We start from the raw sequence: 13,733 nt of genomic DNA, 5'->3' as shown, positions 1-13,733 counted from the left end.
GCAGGAGGCAGCAATGGCACCGGCAGCCGGGCGTCCACCCGTGGCGCCCAACCGGATCGAACTGAAGATCGGCGGGATGACCTGCGCCTCCTGTGCCAGCCGGATCGAGAAGAAACTCAACCGGCTCGACGGGGTGATCGCCACGGTCAACTACGCCACCGAGAAGGCGACGGTCACCTTCGACGACAGCCGTACCCCGGAGGAACTCATCGCCACGGTGGAGAAGACCGGCTACACCGCCGCGCTCCCACCGCCACCCCGCCCGGCCGGCGGGCCCGGCTCCGAGCCGGATGCACCCGTCGACCAGCTGCGTACGCTGCGTACCCGGCTGCTGGTGTCGCTGGTGCTTACCGTGCCGGTGATCGCCCTGGCGATGGTGCCGGCCTGGCAGTTCGACTACTGGCAGTGGCTCTCGCTCACCCTCGCCGCGCCGGTCGTCGCGTACGGCGGGCTGCCCTTCCACCGGGCCGCCTGGATCAACCTGCGGCACGGTGCCGCCACGATGGACACCCTGGTCTCGCTCGGTACGCTCGCCGCGCTCGGCTGGTCGGTGTGGGCGCTCTTCCTCGGCACCGCCGGCACGCCCGGCATGACGCATCCGTTCAGTTTCGACATCGGGCGAAGCGACGGGTCCGGCAACATCTACCTGGAGACCGCGGCCGGGGTGACCCTCTTCATCCTGGCCGGCCGCTACTTCGAGGTCCGGTCCAAGCGCCGGGCCGGCACCGCGCTGCGAGCCCTGCTCGAACTCGGCGCCAAGGAGGTGACGGTACTCCGCGACGGCACCGAGGTCCGGGTCGCCCTCGACCAGCTCGCGGTCGGTGACCGCTTCGTGGTCCGTCCCGGCGAGAAGATCGCCACCGACGGCCTGGTCGAGGCCGGCTCCTCCGCCGTCGACGTCAGCATGCTGACCGGGGAGTCGGTGCCGGTGGAGGTCGCCCCCGGCGACCGGGTGGTCGGGGCGACGGTCAACGCCGGAGGCCGGCTCGTCGTCCGGGCCACCCGAGTGGGGGCCGAGACCCAGCTCGCCCAGATGGCGGCCCTGGTCGAACGGGCCCAGACCGGCAAGGCCCAGGTGCAGCGCCTGGCGGACCGGATCTCCGGGGTGTTCGTGCCGATCGTGATCGCCCTCGCCGTCGCCACCCTCGGCTTCTGGCTCGGCTCCGGTGGCGGCGTCACCGCCGCGTTCACCGCCGCCGTCGCGGTGCTGATCATCGCCTGCCCCTGCGCGCTCGGGCTCGCCACCCCGACGGCGCTGCTGGTCGGCACCGGCCGGGGTGCCCAGCTCGGCATCCTGATCAAGGGGCCGGAGGTGCTGGAGTCGACCCGGCGGGTGGAGACCGTGGTGCTGGACAAGACCGGCACCGTGACCACCGGACGGATGACGCTGACCGACGTCCTGCCGGCCGACGGGGAGGACCCGGACGAACTGCTGCGGCTGGCCGGCGCCCTGGAGCACGCCTCCGAGCATCCGATCGCCCGCGCGGTCGCCCGCGCCGCCGCCGAGCGGACCGGGCCGCACCCCGAGGTCGCCGGGTTCGCCAACGTCGAAGGGCTCGGCGTGACCGGCACCGTCGACGGCCGGGCGGTCACGGTGGGCCGGCCGCGCCTGCTGGCCGACCGCGGTCTCGACCTGCCCGGCACGCTCGGGCCGGCGGTCGCGGACGCCGAGGCCGCCGGCCGGACCGTGGTGCTGGCCGGCTGGGACGGCCAGGTGCGCGGCGCCCTGGTGGTGGCCGACGCGATCAAGCCGACCAGCCGCGAGGCGGTCGCCGGGCTACGCCGGCTCGGCCTCACCCCGGTGCTGCTCACCGGCGACAACGGCGCGGTCGCCCGGTCGGTCGCCGCCGAGGTCGGCATCGACGAGGTGATCGCCGAGGTACTGCCGGCCGACAAGCTCGACGTGGTCAAGCGGCTCCAGGCCGAGGGCCGGGTGGTCGCGATGATCGGGGACGGCGTCAACGACGCGGCGGCGCTCGCCCAGGCGGACCTGGGCCTGGCCATGGGCACGGGTACGGACGTGGCGATCGAGGCCGCCGATCTGACCCTGGTCCGCGGTGACCTGACCGCGGCCGTCGACGCGATCCGGCTGTCCCGGGCGACGCTGCGGGTGATCCGGGGCAACCTGTTCTGGGCGTTCGCCTACAACGTCGCCGCGTTGCCGCTGGCCGCGATCGGGATGCTCAATCCGATGATCGCGGGTGCGGCGATGGCGTTCTCGTCGGTCTTCGTCGTCGGCAACTCGCTGCGGCTGCGCCGATTCACGCCGTACCGGCAGGTGCCGGCGCCCGCTCCGGGCGGGTGACCGGCGACGTCAGCCCAGCAGGGCCAGCGCCGCGCGTACCCGGCGGCGTTCCAGGGTGCGGTCGAAGCTGGTCTCACCCCGGCAGAAGGCGGTGAACATGCGCCAACCGGCCGGGGTGGCCAGGACGGTGTGGAAGATCCCCGGGTGCCGGGAGAAGGCGGCGAGAATCCGGTGCCCGGCCCGCATCGGCGGGACGAGTTCATCGTGCACCGCCCGGACGTAGCCGTCGAGGTCGCCGCCGGCCGCGGCCTCACCGGCGAGCGAGCCGGAGCGCAGGGCGAAGCTGATCCCCTCCCGGGTCCACGGCTCCAGCAGGCCGGCCGCGTCCCCGGCGACCAGCACCCGGCCGTGCCGCAGCGGGGAGTTCTCGGCGCGGCACCGGGTCAGGTGCCCGGAGTCGTGTGCCGGTTCCAGGTCGGCCAGACCCAGCCGCTCGACGAACCGTCGCAGGTAACGCCGGGTCCGCTCCCCCTCGCCCCGGGCGGCGATCACCCCGACGGTGAGCCGGTCCCGCTTGGGGAAGACCCAGGCGTACGACCCGGGCAGCGGGCCCCAGTCCAGCAGCAACCGGCCGCGCCAGCGCTGCTGGAGCGGGGCGGGGATCGGGATCTCCAGCTCCAGCCCGAGGTCCACCTGGGCGTACTCCACCCCCACCCCTCGGGCCGTCACCCCGGCCGAGCCGTCGGCGCCGACCGCGACCCGGGCCCGCAGCTCGGTGCCGTCGGCGAGCCGGATGCGTACGCCGTCCGGCTCCTGCTCCACCCCGCGCACCGCGACCCGCTGCCGGAGCTCGGCGCCGGCGCCGACGGCGGCACCGCGCAGCCGGTCGTCGAACTCCTCCCGCCGCACCATCGTCAGCAGTTGGCCCGGCCGGTGCCGGCGGGTGAACTCCCGCCGCCCGTCGGCGGTGAACGTCACCCGGTCCACCCGATCGTCGGCGGGCACCTCGATCCGCGCCGAGGCGAGCGCCAGCGAGGTGCCGAGCAGCCCACCCCCGCAGGTCTTGTAGCGCGGATGCTCGGCCTTCTCCAGCACCACCGTCCGCGCTCCGGCCCGCGCGGCGGCGAACGCGGCGGAGAGCCCGGCCGGTCCCGCCCCGATCACCGCCACGTCCCAGATCACGGGTAGCAGCCTAGGCGAGGGACCGGCCGCCGCCGGGGAAGGGAGGCCGCCGCCACGAACGCGCGGCCGGGGCGCCGCCCGACGAGTCGGGCCGGGCGGATCCGGCACCCCCTGGTGCATCAACGCCGTCCCGGTGGGTAATCGCGGCCCGCGAACTGCCCGGGCGCGGTGCGCGGGCGAGGAGGTAACCATGCAACAGCTGCATCTCACCGAGATCGAACAGCGGGTGTACCAGGCGGTCACCACCCTTGAGGCCCGGGGACAGGTGCCGTTTCCGGAGGCCATCGCGGAGGAGGTCGGTCTGCCGCCGGAGCAGTTGACGACGCCGCTGCACGTGCTCGGCGAGAAGAACCTGCTGCACCGCGAGGACTCCCCGATGGAGGGTCTGGACTTCGGTCCACGCTGGTGCTCGCAGCAGCTCGCCTGAGCCGCCCCGCCGACCGTGCCGCCCGGTCGGTGGCCCCGCGCCGGGCAGGTCGTTGAGCGGGACTCGGGACAGTTTGCGGTAGTCTGTCCCCGGCGGTCACCGTTTCACGACCCACGACTCGACCACGACTCGGCCACGGCACAGTCAGCGAGGCCCGATTGAGCGCGGCGCAAGGCAGTCCACCAGATCGTGCCGCAGTGCCGAGCGACCGCGGCGGAACGGAGCCGGACCCACTGGCCGGACTGGACCAGCGGACCGCCGCCCGGCGCCGCGGGCAGATCCTGGCCATCGGACTGGTCGCCGCGTTCATGACGTTGCTGGACGTGAGCATCGTGAACGTCGCGATCCCGTCGATCGAGCGGGCCGTGCGCGCCGACCCGAGTGATCTCCAGTGGATCCTCTCCGGCTACGCGCTGACCTTCGGCCTGATGCTGGTACCCGCCGGCCGGTTCGGCGACGTCCGGGGCCGGCGCAACGTCTTCATGCTCGGGCTCGCGCTGTTCACCCTGACCAGCGCGGTGGCCGGGCTGGCCGAGTCGCCGGGCTGGCTGGTCGGCGCCCGACTGTTGCAGGGCGCATCGGCCGGGCTGGTGAACCCGCAGGTGATCGGGCTGATCCAACAGCTCTACCGGGGCGCCGACCGGGGCCGCCCGTTCGGGCTGCTCGGCGCCACCATCGGCATCTCCACCGCCGTCGGCCCGCTGCTCGGCGGCGCCCTGATCGAACTCGGCGGTCAGCAACTCGGCTGGCGGTTGGTCTTCTTCGTCAACGTGCCGGTCGGGCTCGCCGCGATCTTCTTCGCCTGGCTTCGGCTGCCGACCGAGGGGCGGCGGTCCGGACGGGACGGCCTCGACCCCGTGGGCGTCCTGCTGCTGGGGCTCGGTGTGGTTCTGGTGCTGCTGCCGCTGGTGCAGCGACAGCAGTGGCACGGGCCGCTCAAGTGGTTGCTGATCCCGGGCGGTCTGCTGGTGCTGCTCGGCTTCGTCGGCTGGGAACTCCGGTACCGGCGCCGCCGGGAACCACTGTTCGACCTGGCCCTGTTCCGGCTCCGGTCGTACTCGCTCGGCACCCTGATCGGGCTGCTCTACTTCGCCGGATTCGTCGCGGTCTTCTTCCTCTTCACCCTCTTCCTGCAGAACGGCCTGCGCTACACCGCCCTGGAGGCCGGCCTGGCGATCACGCCGTTCGCGCTCGGCTCGGCGGTCACCGCGGCGGTCGGCGGCCGGATCGTCGACCGGTTCGGCCGGCCGCTGGTCGCGATCGGCCTGGCCACCGTCGCGGTCGGACTCGGCGGGGTGATCCTGGCCCTGCACTTCGTGCCCGGGCGCGGCGCCCCGGTCGCCACCGCCCTGCCGTTGCTGCTCGCCGGGCTCGGCAGCGGGCTGGTGATCACCCCCAACCAGAACCTGGCCCTCGCCGAGGTGCCGGTCGCCCAGGCCGGCAGCGCGGCCGGAATGTTGCAGACCGCCCAGCGGATCGGCGCCGCCGCCGGCATCGCCGGGGTCGGCGCGATCTTCTTCAGCAGCCTCGCCACCACGCAGAACGGATGGTCACGGGCGTTCCGGGACGCGCTGCTGGGCACCATCGGCTTCGTCCTGGTCGCGCTGGTCGCGGCGATCGTGGACAGCCGGACCGAGCGGCCCGGCAGCCCGGCCAGCCCCGGCCGCACCGACCGACGGGAGCGGAGACCGGCCCGGTGACGACCGGACCTTCGCACCCGGGGGTGCCGGCCGGCGGCGAGGGGTGGGCGCATCGAGACGCATGTCAGCCGGATTCGGACGAGGACCGGGGTCCGGGACCGGGCGCTGGCGCCGGCGGTGGCGCGTCAGGCTGTCTCGCCCGGGGTGAGCCAGCGGTAGCAGCCGCCGGCCTCCTCCGCGAGCCACCCGTGCACGCTGCGGAGCCCTCGGTCGTTGACCTGCGCGTCGTGGATGCCGTACGCACGTTCCGGGGCGACCGCCCGGACGAAGTCGATCGCCTCGGCGGTCTTCAGCCACGACCCCTGCACCGGTACGAGCAGCGTCTCCACCGGTACCCCCGGGCGGTGTACCGAGTCGCCGGGGTGGTAGACCCGCCCCTCGACCAGGTATCCCAGATTGGGGCAGTCCGGCTGGCCGCCGCTGATGGTGGCGTGCCGACCGCCGAACGCGCGTACCCGCAGGCCGGCGGCGGCGAACTCCTCCCCCGCCGCGACGGGGTGCACGTCGATGTCGGGGATCGCCGCCCCGGCCGGGGCGTAGACCGGGACACCGAGACTGGCCAGCCTCCGCACGTCGACGTGATCGGTGTGCTCGTGCGTGACAAGGACCGCGTCCGCGCCACGCAGCGCTGCCGGCTCGGTCCAGACCCCGGGATCGATCACCAGGACCCTGCCGTCGTGTTCGAGCCGTATGCAGGCGTGGGTGTACTTGGTGAGCCGCACCCGGCCACCGTACCCGCGGCCCTCGGCAGCCCATGATCCGGCAAAGAAGTGAGACAAATCACATATCTTCTCCGGCCGGTGGAGTTCGAGTTCTTCTCCAGCGTGTAAGCACTGCCAACCTGCCGCGCCCAGCCGGGGAGGAACACATGTCGCGCCAGCAGTTCGGTTTCGTCGCCGGTTTCCTCGTCGCGGCGGTCTGGGCCGTCGCCGGCTTCGGGGCGGCGGCGGGTGCGGTACTCGCCGGCCTGGTCGGCTGGCTGGCCGTCCGGGTGATCGACGGCGATGTCAACGTCGCCGGGCTGGCCGACCGGGCCGGTGTGTCCCGACGGCGCTGAACGGTGCCCGCACCCGGATTCAGCGGAGATCCGCAGGAGATGAGGACAGGCGATGGCTGACAGCGGTACCGCCACCAGAAACGACAACCGGCCCAGGACAGCCGCCCCGGGCCCGATGGCGACGGCGGACGGCGGCGGACCGGCCCGGGCGGAGTTGAGCACCGAGTCCGGCAAGACCCGCATCGCGGAGGGCGTGGTGGCCAAGATCGCCGGATTCGCGGCGCGGGAGATTCCGGGCGTGCACTCCATGGGTGCCGGGCTGGCCCGGCGGGTCGGGCAGCTCCGCGGCCTCGTACCGGGCGGCTCCGAGACGATCCGGCAGGGCGTCTCGGTCGAGGTCGGCGAGCGCGAGGCAGCCGTCGACCTGGACATCGTCACCTTCTACGGCCAGAGCATCGTCGACGTCTCGGAGGCGGTACGCCGCAACGTCGTCGACCGGGTACAGGCGATGACCGGCCTGAGGGTGGTCGAGGTGAACATCAACATCGACGACGTCTTCGTCGAGGGGGACCAGGACGGCGACGACCGCCAGCAGCAGCGGGCGCGATGACCAGCCGGGCGGCGAAGCGCGGCACCGGCCGGGCCGCGCCCAGCGGTACCCGCCGCAACGGCCGGAGCACCGCCGCCCCGGCCGCGGGCGCCGGTCGGCCTTCCGACGCCGACCCGGCCAAGACCGCTCATCCGACCGTGGCCGCCGACCCGGCCGCGCTAGCCGACCCGGCCGCGCTCGCCGGAAGGGTTCGGGAGGCGGTACTCGGGGTTCCCGGGGTGACCGGGCTGACCGCCGGCACCCGCGTGGAGGTGGCCACCCTGTTCCCCGGCGGCAAGGTCGTCGGCATCCGGCTCGGGAACCCGGTCGAGGTGCACGTCGAGGTCGGCCCGGTGCCGATCGGCGCGGTGGCCGCGCAGATCCGGGCGGCGGTCCACGACGTACTGTCCACCTTCGGTGTGCGGCCGCCGGTGGAGGTGGTGGTCGAGGACATCGACCTGCCGGTCCCGGTGGACGGCACCTGAGATGCGCCTGGTCAACCGGCTGGCCGCCCTGCTGCTCGGCTGCGCGCTGCTGGGCGGCGGACTGCTGCTGATCGTGGAGGTCCTCGCGGTGGCCCTGGACCGCGGATCGGTGGTCGTCGACCGGGCGGGCTGGTACCGCACGCTGACCGGTACCCGCCTGGAGGATCCCTGGGTACGGACCGGGTTGGTCGCCACCGGTGTGGCCGGCCTGCTGATCCTGTGGGGACAGTTGGTCCGCTGGAAACCCGACCGGCTGCCCACTCGGCTGGCCGACGGCTGGCACCTGCAACGCCGGTCGGTGGAACGGCAGTTGGCGACGGCGGCGAACGCCGTACCCGGCGTCGAGTCGGCGAGTGCCCGGGTCCGCCGCGAGGGCTTCGGCTGGCGTACCCGGATCCGGGCGGTCGGCGACACCTCGGTCAGCATGGCGGTGGAGTTCACGGTCCGGCGGGAGTTGGAACGCCTGGGCGCCTCGCTGCACGACCATGTCGGAGTGGAGATGGTCCCGTCGGGCAGCCGGCCACGGACCGACGTGCCCCGGGTGGAGCGCTGATGCGGCAGCGCGGGGGGCCGGCATGACGAACAGCGCGATCCGGGTGCTGTGGACGGCGGTCGGCCTGGCTCTCACCGCCATCGGGGTGGTGGGGCTGATAGCCAGCCTCGGGCACCTGGCCGGGGTGGAGAACGAGGCACCGCTGCTCTGGTCGGGTCTGCTGCGCACCTGGCGCGACCTCGACCCGTGGGGGCTGGTCATCCTCGGCGTACTCGGAATCCTCGTCGCCTGGCTGGGGTCGAGACTGCTCGGCCGGGTGCTCCGGGCCCGCCGGTACCCGGTGTTGGGCGAACTCGACCTGCGGTCCGTCACCGGTCAGACCGCGGCCGCCGGGCCGGCGCTGCCCGGCGCCACCCGCGTCCGGGGTGCCCGGCTGGCCCGTGGCCTCGAACGTGATCTCGCCCGGGATCCGCAGGTCCGCCGGGCCTCGGTCACGCTCGCCGGCACGGCGCCCCGGCCGGAACTCTGGATCGAGCTGCAACTCACCTCCCGGGCCGGGCTGGCCACCGTCCGGGAACATGTGGCGGCCGCGGTCGAGCGGTTCCGGACCACCACCGGGCTGGTGCCGCGCCGGCTGGAGGTGACCGCCCGGATCGACGCCGCCGATCCGGTCCGGGTGCACTGAACCCGGAGCAAGCCGGCCGGCTACCAGAGCCGGGCCGAGCCCGCCGGCTACCAGAGCGGGCGCAGCGGCGGTGGCGAGTCCCCGGCCAGATGCCGGATCAACCGACTCAGCTCGGTACGCAGCACCGCCAGGTCGCCGGCTCCGACCCCGGCGGCGAGTTCGGCCTCCAGGGTGTGCAGCACCCGGCCGGCCGTCGCGAGGTGCTCGACGGCGCGCTCGGTCAGCACGATCAGCCGGCGCCGCCCGCCACCGGGATGCGGCTGGCGGCGCAGGTAGCCGCGCCGCTCGAGGTCGTCGACGAGTTGTCCGGCCGCCTGCTTGGTCACGCCGAGCCGTTCCGCCAGCTCGGTACCGGTGACGCCGCCGTCGCGCAGCACCTGGAACGCCAGCCCGTGCACCGGACGCAGATCCGGGTAGCCGGCCTCGGCCACCCGCCGGACGAACTCGGCGAGCACCAGCTGGAAACCCATCCCGAGCAGGAAGGTCAGCTCGGTACGGGCCAGGGGGTCGTCTGTGGTCATACCTCATCGTGGCACAAGCGAGTCAAGTCGCTTTACTTTGGCTCGCAATTCAAGCAGCTTGACTAAGGGGAACGTCATGATCGTGGTAACCGAGCTGCCCTGGGCGCGCTGATCGGCGGCACTGCCCGGGCCGTCCCCCACCGGCCGGCGGCACTGCCCGGGCCGTCCCCCACGCCCGGCACGCCGGCATTCGACGGTTGGGGCGGACCGAGCAAGCCGTCAGGGCAGGGCGGGTCGGGGCACGGTGGACCGGAGGTGGCGGTCAGAGCCAGCCGTACCGGCGGGCGATCGCCACCGCCTCGTGCCGGTTGGCGGCACCGACCTTGCCGGCCGCCGCCGAGAGGTAGTTGCGCACGGTCCCCGGCGACAGCGAGATGCGCTGGGCGATTTCCTCGATCGGCGCGCCGTCCGCCGCCAGCTCCAGCACGTCGGCCTCGCGCGGGGTGAACGGGCTGTCGCCGGCACTGATCGCCTCGGCCGCGAGCTGAGGATCGACGTACCGGCCGCCGCCGTGGACGCTGCGTACCACGTCGGCGAGCACCTCGGCGGAGACGGTCTTCGGCAGGAAGCCCCGTACCCCGGCCGAGAGCGCCCGCTTGAGATGTCCGGGCCGGCCGTGGCTGGTGACGATCATCGTCTGGCAGCCCGGCACCTCGGCCCGGATCGCCTCGGCGACCGCGATGCCGTCCAACTCCGGCATCTGCAGGTCGAGCATTGCCACGTCGGGCCGCAGCGCCCGGGCCAGCGACAGCGCCTGGGTGCCGGTCGCCGCCTCACCGATCACCACCAAGTCGTCGTGCAGCCCGAGCAGCGCGGTCAGCGCGCCCCGGATCAGGTGCTCGTCCTCGGCGAGCAGGATCCGGATCGGCTCCGGCGAGCCGGCTTCGGCCCGCCCGCCGCCCCCGGCGGCCGGCCCCGGCGGTCCGGGCCGGCGGGTCACGAGCGGCTCCGCTGCGCCGGGGCGGAGCCGGACGACACGTCGCCAGGCGACGCCTCGACCGACGCCACCTCAGCAGGCGACACCTCAGCAGCTGCCACCTCGGCTGCCGGAACTCCGACAGGCGGCTCCCCGGCAGGCGACGCCTCGTCGGAGGGCGACGCCTCGTCGGAGGGCGACGCCTCGTCGGAGGGCGACGACGTCGGGGTCAGCGGCAGCTGTGCGGTCAGCCGAAACCGGTCCCGGCCCGGTCGGCTGGTGGTCACCCGGCCGCCGAGCGGCGCCAGCCGCTCGCTGAGCCCGAGTAGGCCGCTGCCGAAGACGGGCCGGCCGCCGGAGCGGACACCGTCGTTCTCCATCACCAGCGTCACCAGGCACCCGCCGTCGGATGGGTCCGCCGCGTAGCGGGAGGAGTCGTGCCCCGACCCGGTTCCGGACGGGTCGGCCGCCGCTGGCCCCCGCCGTACCGAGACCGTGCAGGTCGCCGCCTCGCTGTGTCGCAGCACGTTCGTGGTGCCCTCCCGGACCACCCAGCCGAGCGCGCTCTGCGCCTGCGGGCTCAGATCCGCCGCAGCCCCCAGCACCCGGCACCGCACCCCCGCGGAAGCGAGCACGGCGCGGGCGCCGGCCAGCTCCGCGTCCAGGTCGGCGGAGCGGTAGCCCCGGACGACCTCCCGCACCTCGGTCAGCGAGTCCTGCGCGATCCGGCGTACCTCGAGCATCTCCTGCACGGCCCTGGGCCGCTCCCGCTTCGCCAGCTGCGCGGCGAGTTCGCTCTTCACCGCCACCACCGCCAGGTTCCGGCCGAGTACGTCGTGCAGGTCCCGGGCGAACCGCAGCCGCTCCTCGGCCACCGCCAGCCGGACCTGGGTGCCCCGGGACCGCTCCAGTTCCCAGAGCACCGCGAGCATCCACAGCGAGCAACGGAAGGTACAGAACAGCACGACGAAGCCGAAGCACAGCGCCCAGAGCGACGAGAACAGGACGCCCCCCGACGCCCCCTGGACCAGCCCGACCAGTCCGACGACGCCGGCCAACCCGGCGGCCGCGCCAAGGGCGTGCCAGGGCGGGACCGCGGTGCAGAGCGCACCGAGGAAGTAGCACGAGGCCAGCGCCGCCACCGGCAACATCCGGCCGCCGGAACTGGGCGGCGTCCGGGTCAGGGCGTCGGTGAGCCCGGCGGCGACGACCGTGCCCAGGGTCAGCCACCCCGCCGCCATCACCAGCCGGATGGGACGCTCCCGACGGCCGAGATAGTGCTCGATCCCGGCCCGTGCGGCGAGCAGGCAGAGCACCGCGTGCGCGGCGCCGAACCCTGGTACCACGATCTGGCCGGCCGCCGGCAACCCCGCACGGGTCGCGTTGAACAGCGCGATCGGCTCGGTAGCCAACACCAGGTAGAGGGTGGCCCGGGTGACCAGGTCGAACCGCTCGGGCTGGCCACGTCCGGTCCACCAGCCGATCAGCTCACGCATCCCGGGCCCTCCATCCGTCCGTCGGCTAGCGTCGGGTGTCCCAGCGGAACCAGCGACGGGTGGCCCAGACCCCGACAGCGACCCATAACAGTACGACCAGCGCCGGCCGCCCCGCCTGCGCCAGTACGCCGACGAAGTCACTCGGTGGCTCGGCGCCGGTGGTGCCGAGCCAGCCGAGCCGGACCAGTTCGAGCACCGGAGTCAGCGGCAGCATCTGGAACACCCTGGCGATCCCGTCCGGCAGCGAGGCCACCTGCCCGGTGAAGCCTGATCCGATCATCGACAGGATCAGCACCGGCATCGTGGTGATCTGCGCGGTCTCCACTGTTCTGGTGAAGCCCGACGACGCCGCCGCGAGCAGGACGAAGACGACACACCCGGCCAGGAGCGCGACGAGCAGCAGCGGAAGGTTGACCGGCACCGGAAGGTCGAAGAACACGGTCGCGGCGACGACGGTGAGCACCACCTGCGCCAGGGTCAGGACCAGGGCGGGGACCGCCGCACCGACCAGGATCTCGGCGTCGGTGACGACTCCGGTACGCAGCCGCTTCAGCACCCCCTCCTCGCGCCGCGCCACGTAGGTGGTGACCAGGTTGTAGTAGACGACGTAGAGCAGCACGAAGCCGAACATCGAGGTGGCCAGCAGCGCTCCGGTGGAGACGTGCCCCTCGCCGGTGAGGAAGGTCGCGAAGAGCGCCACCGTGGCCAGCGGCAGCAGCAGCGCGGTCGTCGCGGCGGTCTTGTTGCGCAGCAGCAGGACCAGTTCGGCCCGCCCGAGCGCGCCGATCCGGCGCAAACTCACCCGGCCGAGCCCGAGCCGCCGGACGAGCCCGCCGCTGGTCGCCTCCGTCGGTGCCGTCATCGGACCCCCTCCTGGACTGATTCGCCGGACTCCCGGATGGACTCGCCGGACTGCGCCACCGCGAGAAATGCCTCCTCCAGCGACGCCGACCGGGCGTCCAGCCCAATCAGGTCGAGGCCGCGACCGTTGGCCCAGCCCAGCAGCGTGGTCAGTGCGGGTTGCAGCGTGTCGGTGTAGAGCGTCAGCCGCCCGGCGGCCACGGATGGCGCATTGGCCGGCGGCGGCTGGGATCCGGGCAGCGCCGGCAGTTCCGCCGGGTCGAGCCCGTCCGGCAGGACGAAGTTGATCCGCGCCGGGTGCGCGGCCACCACCTCGGCCACGGTACCGGCGGTGACGATCCGACCCTGGTGCATGATCGCCAGGCGGTCGGCGAGTTCCGCCGCCTCCTCCAGGTAGTGCGTGGTGAGCAGTACCGTGATGCCGTCGACGAGCAGCGCTCTGACCAGCTGCCAGGTGTTGTGCCGGCTCTCCGGGTCGAGTCCGGTGGTCGGCTCGTCGAGGAAGAGCACGTCCGGCCGGCCGAGGATCGCCATCGCCAGGTCGAGCCGCCGCCGCTCGCCTCCGGAGAGCTGCTTGACCTGGGTACGCGCCCGGTGGCGCAGGTCCACCAGCTCCAGTACCCGCTCGACCGGTTGCGGGTGCGGAAGCGTACCCGCCCACATCCGGGCGGTCTCCGCCACGGTCAGGTCCGGCGGAAAGCCGCCCTCCTGGAGCATCACCCCGGTCCGCGGCCGCACCGCCGCCCGGTCCCGGTACGGATCCCGCCCGAACACCCGGACCGTGCCGCCGCTGGGCCTGTCCAGCCCTTCGACCAGCTCCAGTGTGGAGGTCTTACCCGCACCGTTCGTGCCGAGCAACGCGAACAGCTCGCCCTGGGCTACCGAGAAGGAGACCCCGCGCACCGCCTCGAAGCCGCCGCTTCCGCCGTACCGTCGTCGTAGGTCGGTGACCTGGACGACGGTGCCGTCGGGCGGTGCGAGCCGCGGGTCGCCAGCCGTCATCGTCTGGTTCATGCCTCGATTGTTCGGGCCACCGGTCGTCGGCGGCAGTGCCACCGCTCACCGGTTTCCGTGCGGGGTGCCCCGGCACCCCGGTGACAAATGTCAGCTCTGTCGCCCGCACGCCACTGCCGGGA

At 73.6% G+C, this 13,733-nt stretch carries 15 protein-coding genes; 8 read left to right on the top strand and 7 right to left on the bottom strand.

Annotated features, from left to right (window positions below):
- Nucleotides 1-13: 13 nt before the first annotated feature.
- A complete protein-coding gene (locus ABNF97_RS02660; RefSeq protein WP_130462906.1) occupies nucleotides 14-2,305 on the top strand; it encodes a heavy metal translocating P-type ATPase in 2,292 nt (763 codons plus the stop codon).
- 9 nt (nucleotides 2,306-2,314) lie between these two features.
- Here the strand turns inward: ABNF97_RS02660 and ABNF97_RS02655 are convergent, their stop codons facing one another.
- Complete coding sequence (locus tag ABNF97_RS02655) at nucleotides 2,315-3,427, bottom strand: geranylgeranyl reductase family protein (protein ID WP_349337520.1); 1,113 nt, start codon at nucleotides 3,425-3,427, stop codon at nucleotides 2,315-2,317.
- Between the two features lie 190 nt (nucleotides 3,428-3,617).
- Here ABNF97_RS02655 and ABNF97_RS02650 point away from each other — a divergent pair, with 190 nt between their 5' ends.
- Both ABNF97_RS02650 and ABNF97_RS02645 read left to right on the top strand, forming a co-directional pair.
- A complete protein-coding gene (locus ABNF97_RS02650) occupies nucleotides 3,618-3,854 on the top strand; it encodes a hypothetical protein (RefSeq protein ID WP_349337519.1) in 237 nt (78 codons plus the stop codon).
- Nucleotides 3,855-4,087: 233 nt separating this feature from the next.
- Entirely contained in the window at nucleotides 4,088-5,554 is a 1,467-nt protein-coding gene (locus ABNF97_RS02645) for an MFS transporter (protein WP_349337572.1), read from the top strand.
- A gap of 125 nt (nucleotides 5,555-5,679) precedes the next feature.
- On the opposite strand, the gene ABNF97_RS02640 is transcribed toward ABNF97_RS02645, so the two are convergent.
- On the bottom strand, nucleotides 5,680-6,276 hold the full coding sequence (locus ABNF97_RS02640) for an MBL fold metallo-hydrolase (protein WP_349337518.1): 597 nt from the start codon (nucleotides 6,274-6,276) through the stop codon (nucleotides 5,680-5,682).
- Nucleotides 6,277-6,422: 146 nt separating this feature from the next.
- On the opposite strand from ABNF97_RS02640, the gene ABNF97_RS02635 reads away from it, so the two are divergent.
- Genes ABNF97_RS02635 through ABNF97_RS02615 form a run of 5 tightly spaced genes read left to right on the top strand, consistent with a single transcriptional unit; the run spans nucleotide 6,423 to nucleotide 8,803 of the window.
- Entirely contained in the window at nucleotides 6,423-6,611 is a 189-nt protein-coding gene (locus ABNF97_RS02635; RefSeq protein WP_130462902.1) for a hypothetical protein, read from the top strand.
- Between the two features lie 52 nt (nucleotides 6,612-6,663).
- The gene (locus ABNF97_RS02630; RefSeq protein ID WP_130462901.1) at nucleotides 6,664-7,161 is read left to right on the top strand and encodes an Asp23/Gls24 family envelope stress response protein; all 498 of its coding nucleotides are present in this window, start codon (nucleotides 6,664-6,666) and stop codon (nucleotides 7,159-7,161) included.
- Nucleotides 7,158-7,625, top strand: a complete 468-nt coding sequence (locus ABNF97_RS02625; protein WP_130462900.1) for a hypothetical protein — start codon at nucleotides 7,158-7,160, stop codon at nucleotides 7,623-7,625. The genes ABNF97_RS02630 and ABNF97_RS02625 overlap by 4 nt, the downstream gene beginning before the upstream one ends.
- A gap of 1 nt (nucleotide 7,626) precedes the next feature.
- Nucleotides 7,627-8,178 (top strand): hypothetical protein, encoded by a 552-nt coding sequence (locus ABNF97_RS02620; RefSeq protein ID WP_130462899.1) that lies wholly within the window; start codon nucleotides 7,627-7,629, stop codon nucleotides 8,176-8,178.
- A 22-nt stretch (nucleotides 8,179-8,200) separates the two neighbouring features.
- Nucleotides 8,201-8,803: a hypothetical protein gene (locus ABNF97_RS02615; protein WP_130462898.1), complete on the top strand. Its 603-nt coding sequence runs from the start codon at nucleotides 8,201-8,203 to the stop codon at nucleotides 8,801-8,803.
- Nucleotides 8,804-8,850: 47 nt separating this feature from the next.
- Here the strand turns inward: ABNF97_RS02615 and ABNF97_RS02610 are convergent, their stop codons facing one another.
- From ABNF97_RS02610 to ABNF97_RS02590, 5 genes are all read right to left on the bottom strand, one after another.
- Complete coding sequence (locus ABNF97_RS02610) at nucleotides 8,851-9,324, bottom strand: MarR family transcriptional regulator (RefSeq protein WP_130462897.1); 474 nt, start codon at nucleotides 9,322-9,324, stop codon at nucleotides 8,851-8,853.
- A 262-nt stretch (nucleotides 9,325-9,586) separates the two neighbouring features.
- A complete protein-coding gene (locus tag ABNF97_RS02605; RefSeq protein ID WP_130462896.1) occupies nucleotides 9,587-10,264 on the bottom strand; it encodes a response regulator in 678 nt (225 codons plus the stop codon).
- Nucleotides 10,261-11,736: a sensor histidine kinase gene (locus ABNF97_RS02600; protein WP_349337517.1), complete on the bottom strand. Its 1,476-nt coding sequence runs from the start codon at nucleotides 11,734-11,736 to the stop codon at nucleotides 10,261-10,263. The genes ABNF97_RS02605 and ABNF97_RS02600 overlap by 4 nt, the downstream gene beginning before the upstream one ends.
- A 25-nt stretch (nucleotides 11,737-11,761) precedes the next feature.
- Nucleotides 11,762-12,598, bottom strand: a complete 837-nt coding sequence (locus ABNF97_RS02595; RefSeq protein ID WP_130462894.1) for an ABC transporter permease — start codon at nucleotides 12,596-12,598, stop codon at nucleotides 11,762-11,764.
- Entirely contained in the window at nucleotides 12,595-13,611 is a 1,017-nt protein-coding gene (locus ABNF97_RS02590; RefSeq protein WP_349337516.1) for an ABC transporter ATP-binding protein, read from the bottom strand. Before ABNF97_RS02590 ends, ABNF97_RS02595 begins: the two co-directional genes overlap by 4 nt.
- Nucleotides 13,612-13,733: the final 122 nt, after the last annotated feature.

This window comes from Plantactinospora sp. B6F1, from assembly GCF_040120695.1.
Taxonomy (GTDB): Bacteria; Actinomycetota; Actinomycetes; order Mycobacteriales; family Micromonosporaceae; genus Plantactinospora.
This window is presented reverse-complemented; position numbering and strand designations above follow the sequence as displayed.

Coding starts and splice junctions, on each gene's coding strand:
- ABNF97_RS02630 (WP_130462901.1), top strand. CDS start 6,664: ATGGCTGACAGCGGTACCGCCACCAGAAACGACAACCGGCCCAGGACA.
- ABNF97_RS02650 (WP_349337519.1), top strand. CDS start 3,618: ATGCAACAGCTGCATCTCACCGAGATCGAACAGCGGGTGTACCAGGCG.
- ABNF97_RS02635 (WP_130462902.1), top strand. CDS start 6,423: ATGTCGCGCCAGCAGTTCGGTTTCGTCGCCGGTTTCCTCGTCGCGGCG.
- ABNF97_RS02615 (WP_130462898.1), top strand. CDS start 8,201: ATGACGAACAGCGCGATCCGGGTGCTGTGGACGGCGGTCGGCCTGGCT.
- ABNF97_RS02620 (WP_130462899.1), top strand. CDS start 7,627: ATGCGCCTGGTCAACCGGCTGGCCGCCCTGCTGCTCGGCTGCGCGCTG.
- ABNF97_RS02595 (WP_130462894.1), bottom strand. CDS start 12,598: ATGACGGCACCGACGGAGGCGACCAGCGGCGGGCTCGTCCGGCGGCTC.
- ABNF97_RS02610 (WP_130462897.1), bottom strand. CDS start 9,324: ATGACCACAGACGACCCCCTGGCCCGTACCGAGCTGACCTTCCTGCTC.
- ABNF97_RS02600 (WP_349337517.1), bottom strand. CDS start 11,736: ATGCGTGAGCTGATCGGCTGGTGGACCGGACGTGGCCAGCCCGAGCGG.
- ABNF97_RS02660 (WP_130462906.1), top strand. CDS start 14: ATGGCACCGGCAGCCGGGCGTCCACCCGTGGCGCCCAACCGGATCGAA.
- ABNF97_RS02625 (WP_130462900.1), top strand. CDS start 7,158: ATGACCAGCCGGGCGGCGAAGCGCGGCACCGGCCGGGCCGCGCCCAGC.
- ABNF97_RS02590 (WP_349337516.1), bottom strand. CDS start 13,611: ATGAACCAGACGATGACGGCTGGCGACCCGCGGCTCGCACCGCCCGAC.